Annotated in this window: 16 protein-coding genes and 1 riboswitch; of the genes, 2 read left to right on the top strand and 14 right to left on the bottom strand. The window is 47.2% G+C overall.

The window, feature by feature from the left end; genetic code table 11:
- Positions 1-55: 55 nt before the first annotated feature.
- Positions 56-739 (bottom strand): response regulator transcription factor, encoded by a 684-nt coding sequence (locus tag MHI06_RS02255; RefSeq protein ID WP_169480835.1) that lies wholly within the window; start codon positions 737-739, stop codon positions 56-58.
- Positions 740-964: 225 nt separating this feature from the next.
- Between MHI06_RS02255 and MHI06_RS02250 the strand changes: the two genes are divergently transcribed.
- Positions 965-2,731 carry an alpha-glycosidase gene (locus MHI06_RS02250; protein ID WP_340400265.1) on the top strand — a complete coding sequence of 589 codons (1,767 nt, stop codon included), beginning with the start codon at positions 965-967 and terminating at the stop codon, positions 2,729-2,731.
- 169 nt (positions 2,732-2,900) lie between these two features.
- Here the strand turns inward: MHI06_RS02250 and sdaAA are convergent, their stop codons facing one another.
- The 10 genes from sdaAA to MHI06_RS02200 all read right to left on the bottom strand — a co-directional run bounded on the left by sdaAA (position 2,901) and on the right by MHI06_RS02200 (position 15,666).
- Entirely contained in the window at positions 2,901-3,872 is a 972-nt protein-coding gene (gene sdaAA / locus MHI06_RS02245) for an L-serine ammonia-lyase, iron-sulfur-dependent, subunit alpha (protein WP_340400264.1), read from the bottom strand.
- On the bottom strand, positions 3,862-4,551 hold the full coding sequence (gene sdaAB, locus MHI06_RS02240) for an L-serine ammonia-lyase, iron-sulfur-dependent subunit beta (protein WP_340400263.1): 690 nt from the start codon (positions 4,549-4,551) through the stop codon (positions 3,862-3,864). The genes sdaAA and sdaAB overlap by 11 nt, the downstream gene beginning before the upstream one ends.
- A gap of 251 nt (positions 4,552-4,802) precedes the next feature.
- A riboswitch (glycine riboswitch) is annotated at positions 4,803-4,926 on the bottom strand.
- Between the two features lie 361 nt (positions 4,927-5,287).
- Positions 5,288-6,340, bottom strand: a complete 1,053-nt coding sequence (locus tag MHI06_RS02235) for a phosphotransferase (RefSeq protein ID WP_340400262.1) — start codon at positions 6,338-6,340, stop codon at positions 5,288-5,290.
- Between the two features lie 202 nt (positions 6,341-6,542).
- On the bottom strand, positions 6,543-7,298 hold the full coding sequence (gene pstB / locus MHI06_RS02230; RefSeq protein WP_169480839.1) for a phosphate ABC transporter ATP-binding protein PstB: 756 nt from the start codon (positions 7,296-7,298) through the stop codon (positions 6,543-6,545).
- A gap of 12 nt (positions 7,299-7,310) precedes the next feature.
- On the bottom strand, positions 7,311-8,198 hold the full coding sequence (gene pstA / locus MHI06_RS02225; protein ID WP_026081329.1) for a phosphate ABC transporter permease PstA: 888 nt from the start codon (positions 8,196-8,198) through the stop codon (positions 7,311-7,313).
- 2 nt (positions 8,199-8,200) lie between these two features.
- The gene (pstC, locus tag MHI06_RS02220) at positions 8,201-9,109 is read right to left on the bottom strand and encodes a phosphate ABC transporter permease subunit PstC (protein WP_100528178.1); all 909 of its coding nucleotides are present in this window, start codon (positions 9,107-9,109) and stop codon (positions 8,201-8,203) included.
- 141 nt (positions 9,110-9,250) lie between these two features.
- A complete protein-coding gene (locus MHI06_RS02215; RefSeq protein ID WP_169480840.1) occupies positions 9,251-10,177 on the bottom strand; it encodes a phosphate ABC transporter substrate-binding protein in 927 nt (308 codons plus the stop codon).
- Positions 10,178-10,864: 687 nt separating this feature from the next.
- Positions 10,865-12,157 carry an arsenic transporter gene (locus MHI06_RS02210; protein ID WP_340400261.1) on the bottom strand — a complete coding sequence of 431 codons (1,293 nt, stop codon included), beginning with the start codon at positions 12,155-12,157 and terminating at the stop codon, positions 10,865-10,867.
- A 178-nt stretch (positions 12,158-12,335) separates the two neighbouring features.
- Complete coding sequence (locus MHI06_RS02205; protein WP_340400260.1) at positions 12,336-14,432, bottom strand: methyl-accepting chemotaxis protein; 2,097 nt, start codon at positions 14,430-14,432, stop codon at positions 12,336-12,338.
- A 196-nt stretch (positions 14,433-14,628) separates the two neighbouring features.
- Positions 14,629-15,666, bottom strand: coding sequence for an EAL domain-containing protein (locus MHI06_RS02200; RefSeq protein WP_340400259.1), 1,038 nt, complete (start codon positions 15,664-15,666; stop codon positions 14,629-14,631).
- 709 nt (positions 15,667-16,375) lie between these two features.
- Between MHI06_RS02200 and MHI06_RS02195 the strand changes: the two genes are divergently transcribed.
- Positions 16,376-16,516 carry a hypothetical protein gene (locus MHI06_RS02195; RefSeq protein ID WP_340398421.1) on the top strand — a complete coding sequence of 47 codons (141 nt, stop codon included), beginning with the start codon at positions 16,376-16,378 and terminating at the stop codon, positions 16,514-16,516.
- A gap of 85 nt (positions 16,517-16,601) precedes the next feature.
- Here the strand turns inward: MHI06_RS02195 and MHI06_RS02190 are convergent, their stop codons facing one another.
- From MHI06_RS02190 to MHI06_RS02180, 3 genes are all read right to left on the bottom strand, one after another.
- Positions 16,602-18,845 (bottom strand): bifunctional 2',3'-cyclic-nucleotide 2'-phosphodiesterase/3'-nucleotidase, encoded by a 2,244-nt coding sequence (locus tag MHI06_RS02190; RefSeq protein WP_340402034.1) that lies wholly within the window; start codon positions 18,843-18,845, stop codon positions 16,602-16,604.
- 484 nt (positions 18,846-19,329) lie between these two features.
- A complete protein-coding gene (locus tag MHI06_RS02185; RefSeq protein WP_340400258.1) occupies positions 19,330-19,746 on the bottom strand; it encodes a pyridoxamine 5'-phosphate oxidase family protein in 417 nt (138 codons plus the stop codon).
- Between the two features lie 457 nt (positions 19,747-20,203).
- Positions 20,204-20,662: an NUDIX domain-containing protein gene (locus tag MHI06_RS02180; protein WP_340400257.1), complete on the bottom strand. Its 459-nt coding sequence runs from the start codon at positions 20,660-20,662 to the stop codon at positions 20,204-20,206.
- Positions 20,663-20,738: the final 76 nt, after the last annotated feature.

Below are 20,738 nucleotides of genomic sequence, written 5' to 3'. Positions count from 1 at the left end.
CTTCGTTCTCCCTTCTGTTCTCCCTTCATGATTTTCCGTTCCCTGAACCGCCGAATCATGGCTTCTTCACCCGATATCCCACACCGCGGACCGTCTGAATAACTACAGGATTGGCCGGATCAAGCTCCAGCTTTTCGCGTAGATGCCGAATATGTACCATCAAAGTCTTGTCCCCATCCAGATAGGGCTCGTTCCAGACGGCTTCATAGATCTGCTCTTTCGTTCGAATCATGCCCATATGTCGTAGCAGGTAGGCGAAGATGTGGAACTGTTTTCCCGATAAAATAATCTCATCCCCCGTCTCCTCATTGATGATCCGGTTGTCCTTCTCATAGATGGAGAGATGATCCAGCTTCAGGGCTGTATCCGATGAGACCGCAGTTCCCGCCTTACGCAGTTGAACCTCAATCCGGGCAGCCAATTCATCGGGGTGAAATGGTTTGGTCACATAGTCATCGGCAAAATCGAGACCATGCAGCTTGTCGTCAATGGACGTTCTGGCCGAGAGCATGACAATGGGCACGGCGGGAAGTTCTTTTTTCAGTCGCTGACCCACCGTAAATCCATCCAATCCTGGCAACATGACATCCAGAATAATGAGAGAGCAACCCACAGCAGCCTCCGCTGCACCTTCACCACTTCCGAGCCATTGCACCTCATAACCGCGTTCCTCCAGATCGGCTCTGACCCATGTTGCAATTTCCGTATCATCTTCAATGTATAACAGTTTGGTTTTCATTCGAATGTTCGTTTCCTTTCTGCCCCCATTGGGTTAATGATATATCTGAGCATCATCATGATAAAAGCTGTATATAACCTATGAATTCATGTCTTATTGCAATGTTTAGATCTCTTACGTTAACACGCATTCTAATTATAGCTTATCCATTACCTTGGATAATGTCATATCCATCAAGTCTATCAAGTACATATTATACCTACACCTGACGGGAGGAATTTCATTATGCTGCTGGAAGCCATCTATCATCAACCGAAACGGAACTGGGCCTATGCCTATGACCAAGATACAATCCATCTGCGCCTGCGTGCCAAAAAGAATGACCTGACCGAGGTACATGCCCTGACTGGGGACAAATATGCGTGGGATGCAACCAAAGCGCTGGTTCCCTTGACCAGATTCACCTCGGACTCCATGTTCGATTATTACGAGGGAGAAGTGAAACCTCCGTACCACCGACTGAAGTACTCATTTCTGCTCAAAAGCGGAGACGAACAAATCTGGATGACCGAGACTGACTTCCAGGAAGAAGAACCGGACGATCCGGGTCGTATGTTCCAGTTCCCTTATATTCACCCCGGAGCCGTCTTCACACCCCCTGCATGGGTTAAGGATGCGGTGTTCTATCAGATTTTCCCCGAACGATTCGCCAATGGTAACCCGGATATTAGTCCGGAGAAGGTTGAGCCATGGGGCGGTGAGCCGACCCCTTTCAACTTCTTCGGTGGTGACCTTCAGGGCGTGATCGACCATCTGGATTACATCAGCGAGCTAGGCATTAATGCGATCTACTTCACACCTATCTTCGAAGCCACCACCAATCACAAATACGATACCGAGGACTATCTACGGGTAGATCGTCACTTCGGTGACGCAGATACCGTGAAACGACTGGTCGAGCTATGCCACGCACGCGGAATTCGCGTACTGCTGGATGCTGTGTTTAACCATTCCGGGAAGACGTTTGCGCCGTTTGTAGATGTACAGAAGAACGGGGAGCAATCCAAATACAAGGACTGGTTCCACGTACATGAATACCCGCTGGACGTGAAGAATGGCATTCCTACGTATGAGACCTTCGGATTCGAAGAACACATGCCGAAGCTGAATACGGAGAATTCCGAGGTGAAGGCCTATCTGTTAGAGGTTGCCGAGTACTGGATCAAGGACGTGGGTGCGGACGGATGGCGGTTGGATGTCGCAGACGAAGTGGATGATGCATTCTGGCGCGATTTCCGCCGTGTAGTCAAGGCCGCTAATCCGGATGCCTATATTCTGGGCGAAGTATGGAACGAGTCTTCCTCCTGGCTGCAAGGCGACCAGTTCGATGCGTCCATGAACTATCCGTTTACAGATGCCGTGAATGCTTTCTTTGTGAAAAATACGATGCACGCCGAACAGTTCGCGAACTCCATCGGACGACAGCTATCCCGTTATCCGCTTCAGGCCAGCGAAGTGGCGTTCAACTTGCTGGACAGCCACGATACCCCGCGGCTGCTCACGCTGTGTGAAGGCGACCAGCGCAAGATGAAGCTGGCTGCGCTATTCCAGTTCACTTATATGGGCGCGCCGTGCATCTATTACGGGGACGAGATTGGAATGGACGGCAAGCATGATCCGGGCTGCCGTAAATGCATGGAGTGGGATGAAGCGAAGCAGGACCGAGAACTGTTCGACTTTTATCAGAAACTGATCTCCCTACGTCATGTTCATCCTGCCCTGCGTGCGGAAGGCACCATTCGTTTCCTGCAGGCTCGCCCCGATGGCAGCCAACTGGTGTTCGAGCGGCAAAATGAGGAGGAACGCATTCTGGTTCTGTTCAATCGCTCAGAAGAGACGGCTATTGTCGAGCTGGAGGCTGGTGACGAGGAGTGGACCGAGTTATTCGGCGGAAACCATCGTACCGCCAAGGAAGATGGCGTGCTCGCCATTGAACTGCCTGCGTACGGATATGCCGTACTGAGTACAGGTGTGAATCAGGGATCATCTTAATACGCATACATCTAGGGTCACATTTAAAGAATCCAGCTTAGCTTCACCTAGCAACAACAAAATAAGCGTCCTGCAGACCTGGATTCCAGGGTTGCGGACGCTTATTTGGTGTATTTTCCGTTATGCATAAGGTCACTGACTCGTTTATTCGGAAGGACTTGTTTTCAGATTAACCTTGAGAATCCGTGTCCGCCTCACTTACCGTTGTGTTTGCGTCAGTTGTGTTAGAACCCTGTGTCTCCGTATCTGGCTCTGCACGCTTTGCCTTCGGTTTAGCCAGTTTCTGCATCATTTTGCGGCCTGTTGGCGTCTGAGCCAGTCCACCTTGGGCAGTCTCCCGGTGACGGCTCGGCATCGCACTACCCACTTCCAGCATGACGTCGATGACTTCGTCTGACGGAATGGCACTACGCACTCCGGCCAATGCCATGTCGGCCGCAGCCAGCGCGGTGACTGCACCTAGTCCATTACGGACGATGCACGGAATTTCAACGAGGCCTGCAACCGGATCGCAGATCAGGCCCAGTGTATTTTTTAACGCCAAGCCAACGGCATGAACGACCTGCTCCGGTGTACCTCCACGCAGCTCAACCATGGCACCCGCAGCCATACCAATCGCGGAACCCACTTCCGCCTGACAACCACCCTCGGCCCCGGAGATAAACGAATTGTTAGCAATGACATAACCAATCGCTCCCGCACAAAACAACCCGTTCACCAAGTGTTCGTCCGTCCAGCCAAACCGCTCCTGTGAACTGATAAACACACCAGGGATAATCCCGCAAGAACCAGCTGTTGGTGTTGCCACGATGCGACCCATGGAAGCATTCACTTCAGATACACACAGGGCATACGCCATCGCAAGTGCAGAAGCATCACCAGAACATGTCTCACCCTTGCGAATGTACTCGGCCATTTTTTTGCCGTCTCCACCCGTTAATCCACTGCGTGAAGTGGTGTCTTCCATTAACCCTTTGCGTACCGCTTCCTTCATCACTTGATAATATTCAGACATCTGCTGCACAACATCCGCTTCCGGCGTATTGGTCTCCTGAACCTGCTCCTCGATCATTAGCTGAGCAATGGTTTTGGATTCCGCTGTACAGATCGTATTCAGTTCATGCAAATGTTTAAAGCGCATCCGAATCAACTCCTCTCTTCAAATCAATGACACGAATGTCCAGTACATGGTCGAGCGAACGCAGACGCTTCAGCATATCCGGATTCGGCACGCCGTCCATCTCCATTGCAGTCAGTGCTTCGCCATCTCGGGCTTTCCGGTCCACCTGCATATAGCCAATGTTAACCCCTGATGAGCTGATCGTGGACGTCACTGATGCGAGCACGCCCGCTTTGTCTGCATGTCGCAGAACGAGTGTAGGGAATTCACCACTAATCTGGACACGAAAATCATTCATCGCATGTACCGATACACTACCACCACCAATAGATGCGCCGATCAATGAGCAGGCACGTTCGCCATGCCATAACTCAATCTTGACGGTATTTGGATGAGGAGCAGGCAGGCCGCTTGTATAAAACTCAACCTCCATGCCCGCTTCTTCTGCGTATTGTTCTGCATCAGGGATACGCGGATCGTCTGTGACATAGTCCAGCAGACCGCCGATCAATGCCAGATCCGTGCCGTGCCCCTGATACGTATCTGCAAATGAACCGTACAACGTCAGTCGCGCCCGATCCGGCGTGCAACCAAGCCACTGGCGAGCAATTCTCCCTAATCTTGCTGCTCCAGCTGTATGTGAACTTGAAGGTCCCGTCATGGACGGACCAATAATTGAAAAAACATCTTTAAATCGCACCTTGTAACCCTCCAATTGTATTCGTCATTTCCATCCAGAATATCATCCATATTGTTCCTTATTCACTGAATGATGACATCAAAAAAGGACAGAAGAAGGCCTCAGGCCCTCTCTCTGTCCTCGATACCTGAGAGTTTCACGATCAGGAGTGTCTCACGACAAGGTACTTGCCTGTGATTACAGACAAGTCACCGGACTGACTGATCATATACCCCTTGGGTGGCGCAAGTTCGCGCACTCTCCAGAGTTGCGTCCAACGATGGTACATTTACCTGAGAGATTAACCACTGCGCCGGGTGCGCAGCAGCTTGCTCCTTCGGTGCCTGAAAACTAGCCATTTGACTCGGCTGATCAGGTCTCTCCCGCTCGTTATCATCCGCTGTATGGAACCATTCTGAGCTTATGTCAGAACAGTGATGGAAGTCGTTGATTTCTTCTTCATTAAGATTAATCGACCGGAAGATCAGTGTCAACAAACTTAACGATTTCCTTGGGTATATTTCCTTCATTTTCGATTGAACCGATAATAACCAGAATATTTTGTCAGATTTCATTACATTAATGCGTTAAAAAGAGCTTATAGAAAAGCTCATTTCTGTTTTCCTTCAATGAATGCCATGATGTGCTTACTACTATTTATGATGTTGTCCACGAAAACGTTCGGGTATTCTGCAACCATATTCTTCAAACCACACTGCTCAGTAGCCCATCTGGATCTGTACATCTGGACTATAATTCACAGTTCATAGAAAATACTCTCGCTCTGTACATAAGGTCTGCAATACTTGCTGCATAACTTCGGCATGCGATCTTTCATCCATTCATGTCTCGATTCATTTGCCATCTGAAAGGCATAATAACCCAGCGTAAAGATCAACATAAACCCTTCCATTAATCGGATATCACGATCTGTCAGTGGTGCGATCTGTTTCGTGTAACCGGATAAAAATATGTCACGTTCCTCCCGATTGAACATCAGCGCTGCCCCTCCGGCATCGAAAAGATAATAACCATAACCGTGTAGACAAAAATCAATCATGGAAATCCCCTCATCCGTTATCAGCAGATTGTTGCGCGTAATATCCCCATGAATAACTCCCCGTGTCTTTTCATCGTGCGGGTATGTTTCCAGCTGCTCATTAATGTTCTCGAACGTCTCTCGAAGCAGATCAAAGTCTTCCGTTGTAAAAATCCCAAGTCGGACGCCTTCCTCCAACTGCCCTAGCATGACCAAATTCTCATGGGTGTTGCCATATGCCGGCCGTACCTTCGTTCGATCTAGCTGGCTCATCTCTCTTCCTGTCCGCTGATGATCGTTGCCTTCCACCTGTACACGTCCATATTGATGAAGCATCTGCAGTTGGACACCTAGGTCATAGATTTGCTCTGTTGTCAGGCGTTCTCCCTGCTGGATGTCCCTGCCCTCAATCCACTCTAGTACGGTACAGCAGATTTCTTTACCCGCTTCACTTGTCCATACCGTGACCCAGTCTCCCGACACATTGCGTACCGGATGCTGCACGCGCAATGTTGTCGTTGCGTTTAATTCATGAAGCAGGTTCATCTCCGCCTCCAGTGCAGGAAGCGTATGCTGAATGCCTGTCATACTTGCATATGCGGCTTGATGGATACGTAGCAGATACTTCTGCCCACTTGCTTCATCATCGACATGATACGTCAGATTCTCATTGTGGCGAATATAGGAAACGACAGGTTTCTCCATGTTATAGTTCTGTATAATCTGAGCTGCCATAGGGTCGTAAGACGTCTGATCCGTAGTGATTATCATCATCTCCTTTGAAGTTATGTAAACGCTCTCTTTATATTAAATATCGTAGCATAATGTTTATCTGGCATACAGAAAATCCCACTAAAATTATAAATAAAAAAAGCACAACCCCCGAACAACCGTTCAGGCATTGTGCTTTCTTTTGTCTCTATTATTTCTCTATCTCTCTGTCTGTTGCTCTATGTGACACTCCATGATCCAATTAACCGAAACGACCCATAATGTATTCTTGCGTCAGACGATTGTCCGGGTTCGTGAAAATGTGCTCCGTATCCCCGTGCTCAACCATGGTGCCCAGATAGAAATATGCCGTGTAATCCGAGATGCGTGCCGCCTGCTGCATATTATGGGTAACAATGACGATCCGCAGATCTTTCTTAAGCTCGGTAATCAATTCCTCAACTTTACCCGTAGATACCGGGTCAAGTGCAGATGCCGGCTCATCGAGCAGCAGAATCTGCGGGTCAACAGACAAAGCGCGAGCGATACACAGACGTTGTTGTTGTCCGCCGGAGAGAGACAGAGCTGACTCATGCAGTCTGTCTTTCACTTCGTCCCAGAGCGCAGCACGGCGCAAGCTTTTTTCCACAATTTCATCCAGTGCCTTCTTACTCTTCGTACCACGGTAGCGGGGGCCAAACGCGATATTGTTGTAGATGGACTTATGAAAAGGGTTCGGCTTCTGCCATACCATGCCAATCTTCTGACGAAGCTTGATTACATCAGTTCCAGGCTCATTCAGATCGTTACCGTCCATCCAGATATGTCCCTCTGTGCGGGAACCCGCGATCTCATCATTCATCCGGTTCAGCGACCGGAGGAACGTGGATTTACCGCAACCAGACGGCCCAATAAGCGCCGTTACGCTTGCTTCAGGAAACGTCAGACTGATCTGCTTGACCGCCTGGAAATGTCCATAATATATGCTTAACTGTTCCGTACCAAAAGGTATGGCCATGTTGGTTCCTCCTTATTTCGAAGCTGTCATGCGGCGGAATACAACCCGACCGATCCAGCGTGCACTTAGATTGAACGCCAGCACGAGAATGACAAGCACGGCGGATGCCCCTGCTGCCACTTCTTTGGAATCTGGCCCAATGCCTTCACTATTTACTTTCCAGATATGGACAGCAAGTGTCTCTGCCGGACGGAAAGGATTAAGCGGTGATCTTGGACTCGTCGGATTCCAATCTGTAAAGTCCAATGGTGGGCTACTCATACCTGCGGTGAACATCAGCGCGGCTGCTTCACCGAAGATCCGGCCCGATGCCAGGATCGTACCCGTAATCAAGCTCGGCAATGCCACAGGCAGCAGAATGGAAGTGATAATCTTCCACTTGGACAGTCCAAGCGCCAGACCTGCTTCCTTTTGTTCCTTCGGAACGGCCCGGAAGGCCTGCTCCGTTGTCCGTACCATCAGTGGCAAGTTAAAGATCGCCAGAGCCAAGGCACCCGAGATCAGGGAGAAACCAAGACCAAATTGATTGACTAGCAGCAAGAGACCAAACAAACCAATAACGATGGATGGGAATGATGACAATACTTCAACGACCAGACGAATGAAGCTGGTAATCTTACCTGGCTTGGCGTATTCCGCCATGTAAATTCCGCCGCCCCATCCGAGTGGAATGGTAACAATCAAGGTCAGAACAAGCAAGAATACGGAGTTAAAGAGCTGTGGACCAATTCCGCCGCCACCCTTAAGCAACTGTGGTGCGCTCGTCAGGAAGTTCCAGCTAATATGTCCAATTCCTCTATACATGATGAATCCAAGCAGACCGAGCAATAGAATAACAATGAATAGGGCCAATACAACGATAACGGATGTTGCAATCTTATCTACCGTTTTTGCCTTCATTTTCATACCCGGTTCCTCCTTTCAAGCAGGCGAACCAGAATGACGAAGACAAATGTCATCACCAACAGGACAAGCGCCATACTCCACAGTGCATTGTTATGAACAGAACCCATCGTGGTGTTACCCATGCTGAGTGTAATTACACTTGTTAATGTTGAAGCCGATTCGAGCAAGGATGTTGGAACATGCGGTGCATTACCGATAACCATCTGCACAGCAAGTGCCTCACCAAAAGCACGGGCCATACCCAAAACGACACCTGTCAACAAAGCTGGCAAAGTCGTTGGAATAATGACACGGTAGATGGTTTGCCAACGAGTGGCACCCAGTGCGTAGGAGGATTCACGCAATCCTTTGGGCAACGCGGACAATGCATCTGCCATAATACTTGTGACCGTAGGAAGAATCATTACAGCGAGAACAAGACATCCGGCTGCAATCCCGACGCCTGTTCCACCAAAGATACTACGAAGCAAAGGTACGATGACACTCAGACCGATAAATCCGTACACAACGGACGGAATTCCAGACAAAAGCTCAATCGCAGGTTGCAATATCTTTTTCCCTTTACCCGGAACAATCTCTGTCATGAAGAGTGCTGCACACAGACCAAGCGGACTTGCGATCAGTGCTGCAAGCAAGGTTGTGATGAAAGAACCTGTAATGAACGGCAATGCCCCGTAGAAAGCAGGTTCCCCCGTTGGATTCCATGTTTTTCCACCAAGGAATTCACTTATGCTTATTCCATTTTGGAAAAATGTTGATAGTCCCTTGGACGCTACAAAATAAACAATGGAAAACATGACAACGATCAGGAAAACGACACAAATCGACGTATAGATCCGTCCCGTCCACTCTTCCCAATAATGTTTCTCTTTTAAGGGCCGGCGCGGTTTCAACTTGTTATTCATTACCGTTCCCCCTTCGGTCTGTTCCATAACAACCATCCTTCTATAGTAGAATTAGTGCAAAATATGGGATTATTTCAGAGCAAACCGCGTAAAGAGGCGGGACCTAAGTCCGCCTCTTTCGCTGTATGCGCAAGTCAAAGATTATTGAACCACATTACCTGCTACATCGCGTTTTACTTTCATACCTGACATTGGAATGTATCCAAGTTCAGTCACGTCATTTTGTTGAATTTCGTCACTCAAGATGTAATCCAAGAATGCTTGTGTTGCTGCATCTGGCGTACCTTTCGTATACATGTGCTCGTAAGCCCATACTGGATAAGTTCCTGCTTCCACGTTCTCAACTGTTGCTTCCACACCTTCGTATTTCAGAACGGTCAAGCTGTCATCCAGGTAAGACAAGGCCAGGTAACCAATAGCGCCTGGTGTTTCAGCTACCAATTTTCTTACGTTACCTGAAGAATCTTCTTGAATGGAACCTTGGATATCACCCATTTTTTCACCCAATGCATACTTCTCGAAAGTTGCACGAGTACCGGAACTACTCGGACGGTTTACAATAACGATTGCTTGATCCGCACCGCCAACGTCTTTCCAGTTCGTTACTTTACCGGAGAAAATGTCGATCAGTTGTTGCTTCGTCAAATCTTCTACACCTGTATCTTTGTTGCTAACTGGCGCCATAGCTACTACTGCTACCTGATGGTCAACCAATTCTTTTACTTTGGCTTCGTCCTCCAGCTTCTCTTCTGCAAATACATCAGAGTTACCGATTGTAGCTTGTCCGTCAGATACTTGTGTCAAACCAGTACCACTACCGCCACCTTGAACTTGAACCGTTACGTTCTTATATTCATCAACTGCCATAAATTTCTGTCCAGCTTGTTCTACCAGAGGTAGCAATGCTGTCGATCCGACTGCCAGAATGTTACCGCTAAGCTCAGTAGCAGCCTCTCCTGATCCATTGCTTGCAGCACCCTCTGTACCAGCGTCATTTTTCGATCCGCATGCAGCGAGCACCAGTACGAACGTTAAGGTCATCAAAATAAACGGCAACTTTTTAAACATGTTTTGTTTTCCTCCCCCAATGTGGTGATGGCGTTTTGTGAATTTGTTTGTTCACCATCAACTCTTTACTCATTGTAGTTTCGGTATGTCATCTTAAAATCAGTGTTTTGTAAACGCAATGTTAAAAATATCGGCATCATTTTGAAATATTTGGGATTTATTCGGTGCTGAAGTGGCCGCTCGGGAGCGGACGTTGTTTCAATCCGTATTGTGTCCAGATTTCCATGAAAAAAATTACTTATAGATATATTAAGTAACTAATACCCTGAGTGGCCGTTCCGGTTACGGATCGTTCTTCTGATCGCTGTTGTCTCCATATTTTCTTTAATTAATAATTAAATTGTTGAAATTTGGAGACAAAGGCGACCGCTTCGCTTCTTCAGAATCGATTCCGTCCCCTCCACTACGTTCGCGGTTTCCCTTCGCTGTGTCAGCGCTTGTTAGGCCTCAGGCATTTCAATCTCCTGCCTGGGGTGTAGGCAAAGAAGGCCAGCCCTATAATAGGCTGACCTGATGTAAATGCTTAAGTACTTAATAGAGAAACAAAATTCATTTCTTCTATAGAAGGTGCAAAAGCAGGAAATAAAAAAACTGCCTCACTGCCAGTGCATAGGCACCAGCTGTGAGAGCAGCTTTTACATTAAAACAGATTATCTTTATTAATACCTAATGTAAAATCTAATTTTACTAACTCAGAATCCATAACCACACTGCCAATCCGGCCAAGGTAATTAGCAATGTAGGAATCGTCAGGATGATGCCTGCCTTGAAATAATATCCCCATGTAATCTTCACACCTTTGCGGGACAACACGTGCAGCCACAGCAATGTGGCAAGGGATCCAATTGGAGTCATTTTGGGACCCAGATCGGAACCAATGACATTAGCATAGATCAATGCCTCTTGAACGATACCTTCGGTATGTGCACCCTGGATGGCTAGCAGGTTAATCAACACGGTCGGCAGGTTGTTCATCACTGATGACAATACGGCAGCGATGATGCCCATTCCGAGGGAGGCAGCCAGTAGGCCATGCTCCGCTATGGCATCGAGCCAACGGCTCAGATGATCAGTTAAACCTGCATTACGCAGTCCATATACGACGATGTACATGCCCACCGAGAATACCACAATCGACCACGGTGCTTCCTTGATTACCCGTTTCAGATCAACCGCCTCACTCTTGCGTGCCAGTAAGGCGAATAGCAACGCAACGGAGCCAACGATAACCGACACAGGAATCGGCAGAAACTCACTGGATGCATAGGCCACCAGTAACAGCCCCAGCATGAACCAAGCGATTCGAAACATCCGTGGATCACGTATCGCTTCCTTCGGGTCGCGTGCCGCGGAGATGTCGTAGCGAAGGGGTATGCTTTTACGATAAAACAAGAACAACATCCCCGTACTCGCTACGATTGAGAACAGATTGGGTACGACCATGCGCACCGCATATTCCACAAATGTAATACCAAAGAAATCAGCAGACACAATGTTAACCAGATTGCTGACGACCAGCGGCAATGATGTGGTATCGGCGATAAATCCACTCGCCATCACAAAAGCCAGCACCATGCGCTCATCGAACTTCAATGCACGCACCATTGCCAGTACAATTGGCGTCAGAATGAGCGCCGCACCGTCATTCGCGAACAGCGCAGATACTGCGGCACCCAACAAAATGGAGTAGAAGAACAGTCTGCGACCGTCTCCTCCAGCGAGCCGTGCCATGTGAAGGGCAGCCCATTCAAAGAAACCCGTCTCGTCGAGAATAAGAGAAATCATAATAATACCGACAAAAGCCAGCGTTGCATTCCATACAATGGATGCCACATCCGATGCGTCGTTCAAGCTGACGACTCCACACAGCAGGGCAAGCAATGCCCCACCCGAGGCAGTCCAGCCGATACCCAATCCACGAGGTTGCCAGATCACCAAGGTGATTGTTACTGCAAAAATCAATATTGCTACGTATACCATAGAGCCTCCTGCTGTACCCTGTCTCGATATATTCTATCGTTCATTCCATCATTATATTGTAAGATTACACCGCAAGATGCGCGGAAGAACCAGACGATATATTTATACAGGGCCGCAGGAGCAATGTCTATCTTTATTTTGTTTTATAGAATCTGTAGTAAGTTTCGCTATCCAAATGTTAGGATTTATCGTTACCCTTATCCTTCGGTGTATCCTCTACCATCTTGAACATGCCAAGCAGTCCTTGTAATTGTTCTGCCATGCTATTCAGATGTGCCGAGGATGATGCAATCTCTTCTACCGACGCCAATTGCTCTTGTGAAGATGCAGACACGGATTCTGTATTTGCAGCAGATTCCTGAGTCACATTCGAAATATCGCTCATCGCTTTGGCAACGTGGGATGCACCGTTCTCCAGTTGCTTCGTTGTTTCGGACAGGTCATCCAATGTATGAACAGCATCTTCCACTGCCTCCCGAATCTGGGCAAACGATTGTCCGGACGTATTCACGGCCTGAATTCCTTCTCCCACCCGAGTCTGGGCGGCATTCATGGCGATTAGGGCGGCATCCATATCCTGACGGATATTGTGAACCACCTCACCGATCTGTGCTGCCGAGCTACCGGATTCTTCTGCCAGTTTACGTACTTCTCCTGCTACAACAGCAAACCCACGACCCGCATCACCCGCTCTTGCCGCTTCAATGGAAGCATTCAATGCGAGCAAGTTCGTTTGTTTGGAGATGGAGGCAATGACATCAACCATGCTGCCGATCTCTACCGAACGGGCATTCAGTGACTGAACCACTGTTCCCAGCTGCTCCACCGTTTCCTGGATGCTGTTCATCTGCTCTACAGCCTGTCCAGCTGCCTCATTACCAGAAGAAGCGGCTCCGGACGTATTCCGCATATTCGCCGTGATCGATTGCACACGCTCCGACATCATTCGAACATCTTCTGCCATTCGGCTCATCTGTCCAGATCCGTCTTTCACGCTGTTCACCTGTTGCTCAGCACCTTCAGCCAGTTCCTGTATGGCCAGTGTTGAATGTTCAATCGCTTTGGTTGTTTGTTCTGCACTGGCAGACAATTCTTGAGAAGAAGCGGATACCTGCTCTGTCGTTTCCTGTACACCAAGAATCATCATCCGCAGGTTATCAACCATACGCTCGAAATACTTCGCCAGATCACCGACTTCATCTTTACGCCCTGTTTCCATTTTCACGGTCAGGTCACCTTTACTCACGGCTCTGGCAGATTCCTGCAATCGTTTGATCGGACGTAGCATGGAACGAGTAAACCAAATAATAAAGATCAGGGTAAGGAACGTGGCCGCAAGAATAACAGCAAACGTCGCCATGCGAATATCCTTACTTGCATTGGTTATTTCACTCTTGAACATCGTACCAGCAATCTTCCAACCCGTTACTTCATTCGTTGAAAAAATCATCATTTTCGGTTGCTCGTTGAATTCGTAATCGAATTGGCCTTCTTGACCCTCGTACATTTCATCTAGCAAGCCGCTAGTTTCCTGCGTGCCTGCATCAACTACAGGAGAAACGACATAATTTTTGTTCTCATCCAGAATAATGACGTAGCCTTCTTTACCCACCTTAATGGATGCCTGTTCTTGCAAGTCTGTCAGGTCCAAAGATAAACTGATAACACCCGATTGATCCTTTAATGTTTTGGAGATAAATACAACCGCAGCCCCATCCGTGTTGATGGATACAGGTGAAACCACAGTCGTACCTGGCTTCTCCATCGCAAGCGTGTACCACTCCCGCTCCCGTGGATCATATGCATCTCCCCGCGTGCTGCTCGCTGTTGGTTTACCTCGAACCATGACTCCTTCTGTCGTTCCCACAAAAATATTCAAGGCATCCGGATGTAAGCCCAGATATTGCTCCAGCTTCACCTGAACCTCAGGACTATCGTTCTCCCCTTTAATCAGGCTCGGATCAAGGGCATCCGCAAAATAGTTAATGTCATGAATTTTATAACTCACTTGGCTTTCTACAATTGTATTGGCCGTGTTCACACTTTGCTGAGCGCTGTCCACTAGTTGTCCCTGCACGCCACCTTCAGCCATCGTTAGCGTGATCAAACCTATGGCCAGACTCGGCAGGAGTAGAACTGCCAGGAAAGAGACCAATAATTTGTTCCTTATATTCCAGACGAAACCTTTCTTTTTATTCTTCTTTTTATTTTTATTTTGTTTTGGTTTGGCAGGTTTCGCTGCTTTCATTGTTTTAGTATCCTGAGCTTCACTCATGAATTTCTCCCCCTCTAAATGTAAAAATGCCCTCTTTCTTTGTATGTATGGATCAATCTAAAAGGCTTATCTTATATATCGGCTGGGTGAGGGTATTTATTTGAGAGAAAAATGTGCAGGCACGCCAAACAAGCCACTTCTTACTTAGAAGTGACTTGTACAAGGTAAGGGTTACTAATTATTTCATAAATTTAGATCAAGTGTTGGAACATGTACCGTCTGGAGGTTGTGCCGCAGGTTTACCGAAATAGTAACCTTGCGCAAGCTCAATACCGATAGAACGACAGAATTCAAACTCCTCCATTCGTTCAATCCCCTCGGCAAGTACTTGACCCCCAAATCGACTGGACATCTCAACAATATGAAGAATCTTCTGTTGTTTGGTCGAATCTTGATCACAACGATCAATAAGACTTCGATCTATTTTGACAAAATCCGGTTCTAATCGACTCATCAACTCTATTGTCGAATATCCGGCACCCACATCATCCAACGCAACCGACATTCCGCGTGAACGATATACCTCAAAGATGTGCTGCAAGATGGACATATGCTGAATCTGCTCTGTTTCCACGACTTCAAACACAAAATCTTTAGGGTCAAGTGAAAGACGTTCAATCGCTTCAAACGTATGTGTCAGACAATAGTCGGGGTTATATATGGAGGAAGGCAGGAAATTAACGAAGCGTTTGACACCATGCGGCAGAAAAAGGGCACTGGTCTCAATGGCGGTAATACGCGCCGTTCGATCCAGAAAAGAGTGTAATCCGGTCTCGCGCGCAACTTCAAATAATTCATAGGAACTGAAGGATTTTCCATTTTCAGCAGGACGAAGTAAAAACTCATATCCAATAATCTGCTCCGAGGCATCAACAATGGGCTGCATATGACTGCTGAATTGATGCTCCAAAATAATGGAAACGAGCTCCGCATGCTTGAAACGGGACTCCTGCATGTATAGACTGATCCAGCCTTCTTCATTAGCCTGTTCGTATAAAGGCGTAATCTGAACGGTTAGGGAATCACGTAAAGTGGGATCAATTATACCGATCTCTTCTATTAAGCTCTGAACCGCCTCAATATCCGTAAAATGCATCCACATCATGTCATCCGACGTCTCGATATGTCTTCCCGGCGTTTGCAGCGCTTCCAGCAAAGCGGGGGAAATGGGACGCAGGTACAAGGTACCTTCACCCTCTATAGGATAGATTGGACTGCAGCCACTGCAATTCATGTAGGACCCCCTTGCCAATTTATGATTCCATGTCCATTAATGTTCACTGGTATATACCCAAAGTTTGTAAATATTATATCATGGGTCTAGAAATTAATCTCTACTGTTTTGATGACTTCCTGTATGACGGTTATTGAAACAAATATATTCAAAATCTAGAGTAAAAGGCTGGGCAAAACCCAGCCCCTCCTCATCAAACCGTACGTGAGGTTTTCCCTCATACGGCTTTCCGATGTTCATCTTTCATGGGCATGCAGCATATTTGCTTTGGCCTCATGACCTAGTTTCCCCTATAAGAGTTGTTGAGTGTTTTCTAGCGTGTCGTTAGCCATTTTGGCATTCACGAACTCGTACCTCTTGGTGAAACGTGAACAAAGTAGGGCTCCTTCCCTCCCGCAGGTTGTGTTGTCCTGCGTTCCCAGGTAGTATGAGCCCCTCGGACTCCCTTCCTGCTGTTCACTCACTTCACCTTCTGGCTTATAGAGTACCACTTTACGGATTCATAAAAAAAAAAAAATCCGTGCAGGGGAGGGTCTCCCCAGTTCACTACATCCTCTTTCAGACCATGCCGCTCCCCTTACGCCGGAGGATTCTTCGCTGTCGCTCCAAGTTCAAAACAGCTTCCCTGGCCTTCGTCCATCTACACGAGACTCGGCTTCCTCTTTTCCCTCTTGCAAGGCCTTTTTGACGACGCGGCAGGATTCACTTGATGTTACGGCCTGGACTGTCGCTCGCCCTGTCTCTGACAGGTACTTTCGTCGATACGCTTTTACGCACAGATTTCTCCATACGCAAGTATCCTAGCTACACGGGGCTTGGCCTCTCCCGCGACCGGATTTTCATCGGCTAGAAGATGCGTGCTTAGCTGGGCACGCTGCAGAAAAAAAGACCGGCAGTCTGATGACTGTCGGTCTCCCCCTCACCGCTTATTAAACTTAAGAAGCGGGAATCACGATTTTCTGTCCAACTTTCAGGTTATGCACATTTGAGATTTTGTTCGCTGTCGCAAGCTTGCGCCAGTCCACACCATATTTCAAACCGATGCGGTACAGGTTATCCCCTTTTTTCACCACATATACAACCTTGTTGTTGGTTGCCGGTTTCTCAGGTTGTGGCTTAGGTGTCGGCGTTGGTGTTGGTTTAGGCGTCGGAGCTGGCTCCACACCTGTTTCAGGTGTTGTCGTTGCTTCACCTGTCAGTTTCAAGCCATACTCTGCAAAACCTTCTTTGTTCGTACCAATGAATGACATTGCCGGATTCGCTTCAACCAGATCTTTCGCATCCGGGGAAGAAGCAAACACAACTTCAAGATCGTTCAGCGCTGCTGCAGTTACACCAGCAGATGGTTTGATTGGTGCCAGGGACCAGTTGCCGTCCGCTGCTGGATTAATCGTTTTATTCTCACGGATGTAGTCGATAATCACTTGACGGTTCTCATCCGGTGCAGCCAGAACGATGCGTTTGCCGTCCGGGTTAGCCAGTTTGGATGAAGAAGCACGGTAGTTATTCGTCGCTACAATGAATTTTTGCGCTGGGTCAATTGGTTTGCCGTTAAAGCTCAGATCCTTGATCCGGCTTGCGGATGCATTAACGATCGTAGCTTTGCTATCGTATTTGGCTGGTTGAGTTACATCAATCTGATACGTTACGCCATCAATAACATCGAAGTTGTACGTTGGGAAGTCATTGTTGATCAGTTGTTGTTGTCCACCTTTTGCCGGGTCGATCTGGTTGAATTGGCCTGCAGACCATTCCAGCCATTCTTTCAGTTCTGCGCCGTTAACCATTACAGCATGTACCGTATTTGGATACACGTACAAGTCAGCAACGTTTTTGATCGCAATGGTGCCCGTAGGAATATTCGTGTAATACGAAGCGCCTGAACGTCCACCTGCTTTGAATGGAGCACCTGCGGACAATACAGGAATTTTCTCATATTCCGTACCTTGCATATGTTTTTCAACATACCATTTCTGTGCATTCGTTACGATCTGAATGGATGGATCATCCTGAACCAGAGCGAAGAAGCTGTTGATTGGTGCAGTCGTTTCGCCCACCGGACCACGAACATACTCCAATGTGCCTTCATGCTCTTCGTGAACCGCATCAATGATGTCCTGATCCGCTTCTACCAGTGCCTTTTTGTTGGCTGTGTCATAGATTGGGCGTGCTTCCGTTTTGGAATCCACCACTTTCCATTTACCATCCACTTGTTCTAGATCCAGATCAATAATTCCCAGGTGATCCCCCCAGAATCCTGGCTCAACCGCAGGAACGCCATTGATTGTGCCCTTCTCCAGGTCTACCCCTTTTTTGCCAGCAAAATCAGCACTTGGGAACACTTTGTGGGCATGTCCAAACAAAATGGCATTAATGCCTTCAACTTGGCTCAGATACAATACGGAGTTCTCCATCAGATCCGTTTGAGGAATTTCCTCAAATCCGGAGTGAGGAATAGCTACAATAATGTCGGCACCTTTTGCTTTCATCTCAGGAATGAATTTTTTCGCAGTAGCGATAATATCTTTGGCGATGACCTTACCTTCAAGGTTAGCACTGTCCCACTGCATGATCTGTGGCGGCACGAATCCGATCACACCCACTTTGATCGCATGTTCCTTACCCGTTTCGTCCGTTACTTTCTTATCCAAAATCTCATACGGTGTGAAATAATTCTTGTCATTTGTCTCATCATCATCACCATCGTCTACATAGACATTGGCATTAATGTAAGGGAAGTTTGCTCCCTCCAGCGTCATGTCCAGGAAATCCAGACCATAGTTGAATTCATGGTTACCGATGTTCCCTGCATCATAATCGAGCAGATTCATCGCTTTATATACAGGGTGAGTCTCACCCTTTTTCAGTGGATCAATTTTGGCAGCGTAGTCTCCCAGCGGATTCCCCTGAATTAGATCCCCGTTATCAAACAGCAGGCTGTTCTTCGCTTCGTCACGGGCTTTCTTAATCAGTGTTGCTGTTTTGGCGAGTCCATATTGGTCTGTCTCTTTGTCGGAATAATAATCATAGTTAACCAGATTGGTATGAATGTCTGTGGTCTCCATGATCCGCAGTTTAACTTTGGCAGCATCCGCAGCCGACACAGGTACCGGAAATACCGCAAGCACGTTTAATGCAACCAAAGCGGCAGTCAGGCTCGATAATACTTTTTTTCTCATTTTCAAAATAACCCCTCCCGGTTATGTACATTGAATCATGCATTAATGGGCAAACGAAGAGCGCAGAAAAAAGATAGATTTCATGGGTTGTGCGTACTGACGCTCTGATGACATGCATCGGAATTTCAGGTAAGTTTATCTCACATGAACATCTATTTATGTCTGTGCTTGTCGTTTACATTCCAAATCATAACGCAATGTTCAGCCATTGAAAAGCATTATTTTTTACATTACCCGCACATACCGGACCAAGTTTACATTATCATGCGTGATTTCGACATTTTTTTCAACATTTTAGTAGGTATTTAGTGCTTATTTGTTTCAAAATACGTATATTACATACGCCTTACATCTATATCCAATTCAGCGTTCTTCATTCACAACAAAAACCGTGAAGCCTGAACGGCTTTCACGGTTGGATTGAACTCTGTGCGATTTTTCGCATAAGGACGCTACTTCGCAAAGGATATTTTCTTTATTCGACTTAATGTTCCCACACGTGATGTTCATGGTCTTTGCCCGTATACTCAATACGAGCAGGCGTGATATCCAGGATGACATAGTTCGGATCATTAGGTCCATCGAACCAGGCCTTCAGTTCGTCGTTCCACACTTGCTCACGCAAACCTTCGTTCTTCGTCACTTCACAGGTTCCTTCAATCTCAACCACTTCCTTGGAACCACCAGCCTCATAACCAAGTAGTAGGCTAACATTCGGATTATTCTCCAGTTCCTCTACTTTGTGTGTACGGCGGTTCGTTGCCAGATGAATGTTCAGTCCATCGTTGAAAAGCGCCATATAGCGGGATTTCGGTTTACCATCCTCCACAGTGGAGAAGCTGCAAAAAGGGTTGTTTTCCAAAGCCTTTACAATGTTTTGTTCCAATTCAGTCTGGTTCATGAGAAGTGCTCCTTTCGGTTTTGGGGGAATGTTGGAAGGACAGTGTAGAAGGTCGTTCCGGGTACGGATCGTTCTTTGGATCGCTGTTATCCCCGGATTTTTTTGATTCCCTTTTCTCAAAGGGAAAATCCGTTGATAAAGGCGAACGCTTTGCTTCCTCAGAATCGATTCCGTCCCCTCCACTACGTCTACCGTTCTCCCAATTTAGTGTGAATAATAAAAGTACAAAGAGAAGTTTAGTTGTTACTATCTCTTTGTGTTTAATGAGAGTTCATTATTCGCGCATCACTAGAGCCAGCTTTATGCAAATGCTTGTGTAATACGCCTGTACTTATAGTGTACCCACCTCACCTATGGTGAATCCAATGAACCTGTATGCAAACGTGACAAAAATGGAAAAGTTCTTTATAAAAATGTTTACATAAAGGGATTAGTACGAAATTTCTGCATGGCTGATTTAATTCAAATCTCCAAGATAGATTGAGGGAGATCCCGATTGAAGCAGCAATTCGCCAATCGTTTTTGGATATAAACGAATCTTGGACAGGTCTTCAAGGGCAATCCATTCCACGGCGACCTGATGATCGTCTGGATTAGAGCCTTCAAAAACGCTTGCCTCCGGATCTATCAGGCTGCACGCAAAATAAAATTCAACCTGGTGGATGTCTGCATCCCACTCGGCGAATTCATGATTTTTTCCGATATATTCCCGGATATGTAACAGCTCTCCCACGTTCACGGCCTGACCAATCTCCTCCAGACATTCGCGTGCGACCGCATCTTTGAGTTCTTCACATTTCTCCTGTCCTCCACCTGGGAACACATAAGCAGTACCATATTGATCTTCCAGCCGGATGACCAGCAATCGTGCATCCTGCACAATAACGGCCTTCGCCGAGTTGCGTATGGGTTTCATTCTGATTCTTCACTCCTTGTCATTCCAAAGTTTCAAAGTTCAATTAACAAAACAATCTGTTAACTGTTGTTCTGCT

This window comes from Paenibacillus sp. FSL H8-0079, assembly GCF_037991315.1.
Classification (GTDB): Bacteria; Bacillota; Bacilli; order Paenibacillales; family Paenibacillaceae; genus Paenibacillus.
The sequence above is the reverse complement of the archived record's forward strand: the minus strand, read 5'-3'. Positions and strand labels throughout refer to the sequence as shown.

Bases quoted from the DNA above. Each gene is read 5' to 3' on its own strand.
- MHI06_RS02255 (WP_169480835.1), bottom strand. From the start codon at position 739: ATGAAAACCAAACTGTTATACATTGAAGATGATACGGAAATTGCAACA.
- MHI06_RS02250 (WP_340400265.1), top strand. From the start codon at position 965: ATGCTGCTGGAAGCCATCTATCATCAACCGAAACGGAACTGGGCCTAT.
- sdaAA (WP_340400264.1), bottom strand. From the start codon at position 3,872: ATGCGCTTTAAACATTTGCATGAACTGAATACGATCTGTACAGCGGAA.
- MHI06_RS02235 (WP_340400262.1), bottom strand. From the start codon at position 6,340: ATGATAATCACTACGGATCAGACGTCTTACGACCCTATGGCAGCTCAG.
- pstB (WP_169480839.1), bottom strand. From the start codon at position 7,298: ATGGCCATACCTTTTGGTACGGAACAGTTAAGCATATATTATGGACAT.
- pstA (WP_026081329.1), bottom strand. From the start codon at position 8,198: ATGAAGGCAAAAACGGTAGATAAGATTGCAACATCCGTTATCGTTGTA.
- pstC (WP_100528178.1), bottom strand. From the start codon at position 9,109: ATGAATAACAAGTTGAAACCGCGCCGGCCCTTAAAAGAGAAACATTAT.
- MHI06_RS02215 (WP_169480840.1), bottom strand. From the start codon at position 10,177: ATGTTTAAAAAGTTGCCGTTTATTTTGATGACCTTAACGTTCGTACTG.
- MHI06_RS02210 (WP_340400261.1), bottom strand. From the start codon at position 12,157: ATGGTATACGTAGCAATATTGATTTTTGCAGTAACAATCACCTTGGTG.
- MHI06_RS02205 (WP_340400260.1), bottom strand. From the start codon at position 14,432: ATGAGTGAAGCTCAGGATACTAAAACAATGAAAGCAGCGAAACCTGCC.
- MHI06_RS02200 (WP_340400259.1), bottom strand. From the start codon at position 15,666: ATGAATTGCAGTGGCTGCAGTCCAATCTATCCTATAGAGGGTGAAGGT.
- MHI06_RS02195 (WP_340398421.1), top strand. From the start codon at position 16,376: ATGTTACGGCCTGGACTGTCGCTCGCCCTGTCTCTGACAGGTACTTTC.
- MHI06_RS02190 (WP_340402034.1), bottom strand. From the start codon at position 18,845: ATGAGAAAAAAAGTATTATCGAGCCTGACTGCCGCTTTGGTTGCATTA.
- MHI06_RS02185 (WP_340400258.1), bottom strand. From the start codon at position 19,746: ATGAACCAGACTGAATTGGAACAAAACATTGTAAAGGCTTTGGAAAAC.
- MHI06_RS02180 (WP_340400257.1), bottom strand. From the start codon at position 20,662: ATGAAACCCATACGCAACTCGGCGAAGGCCGTTATTGTGCAGGATGCA.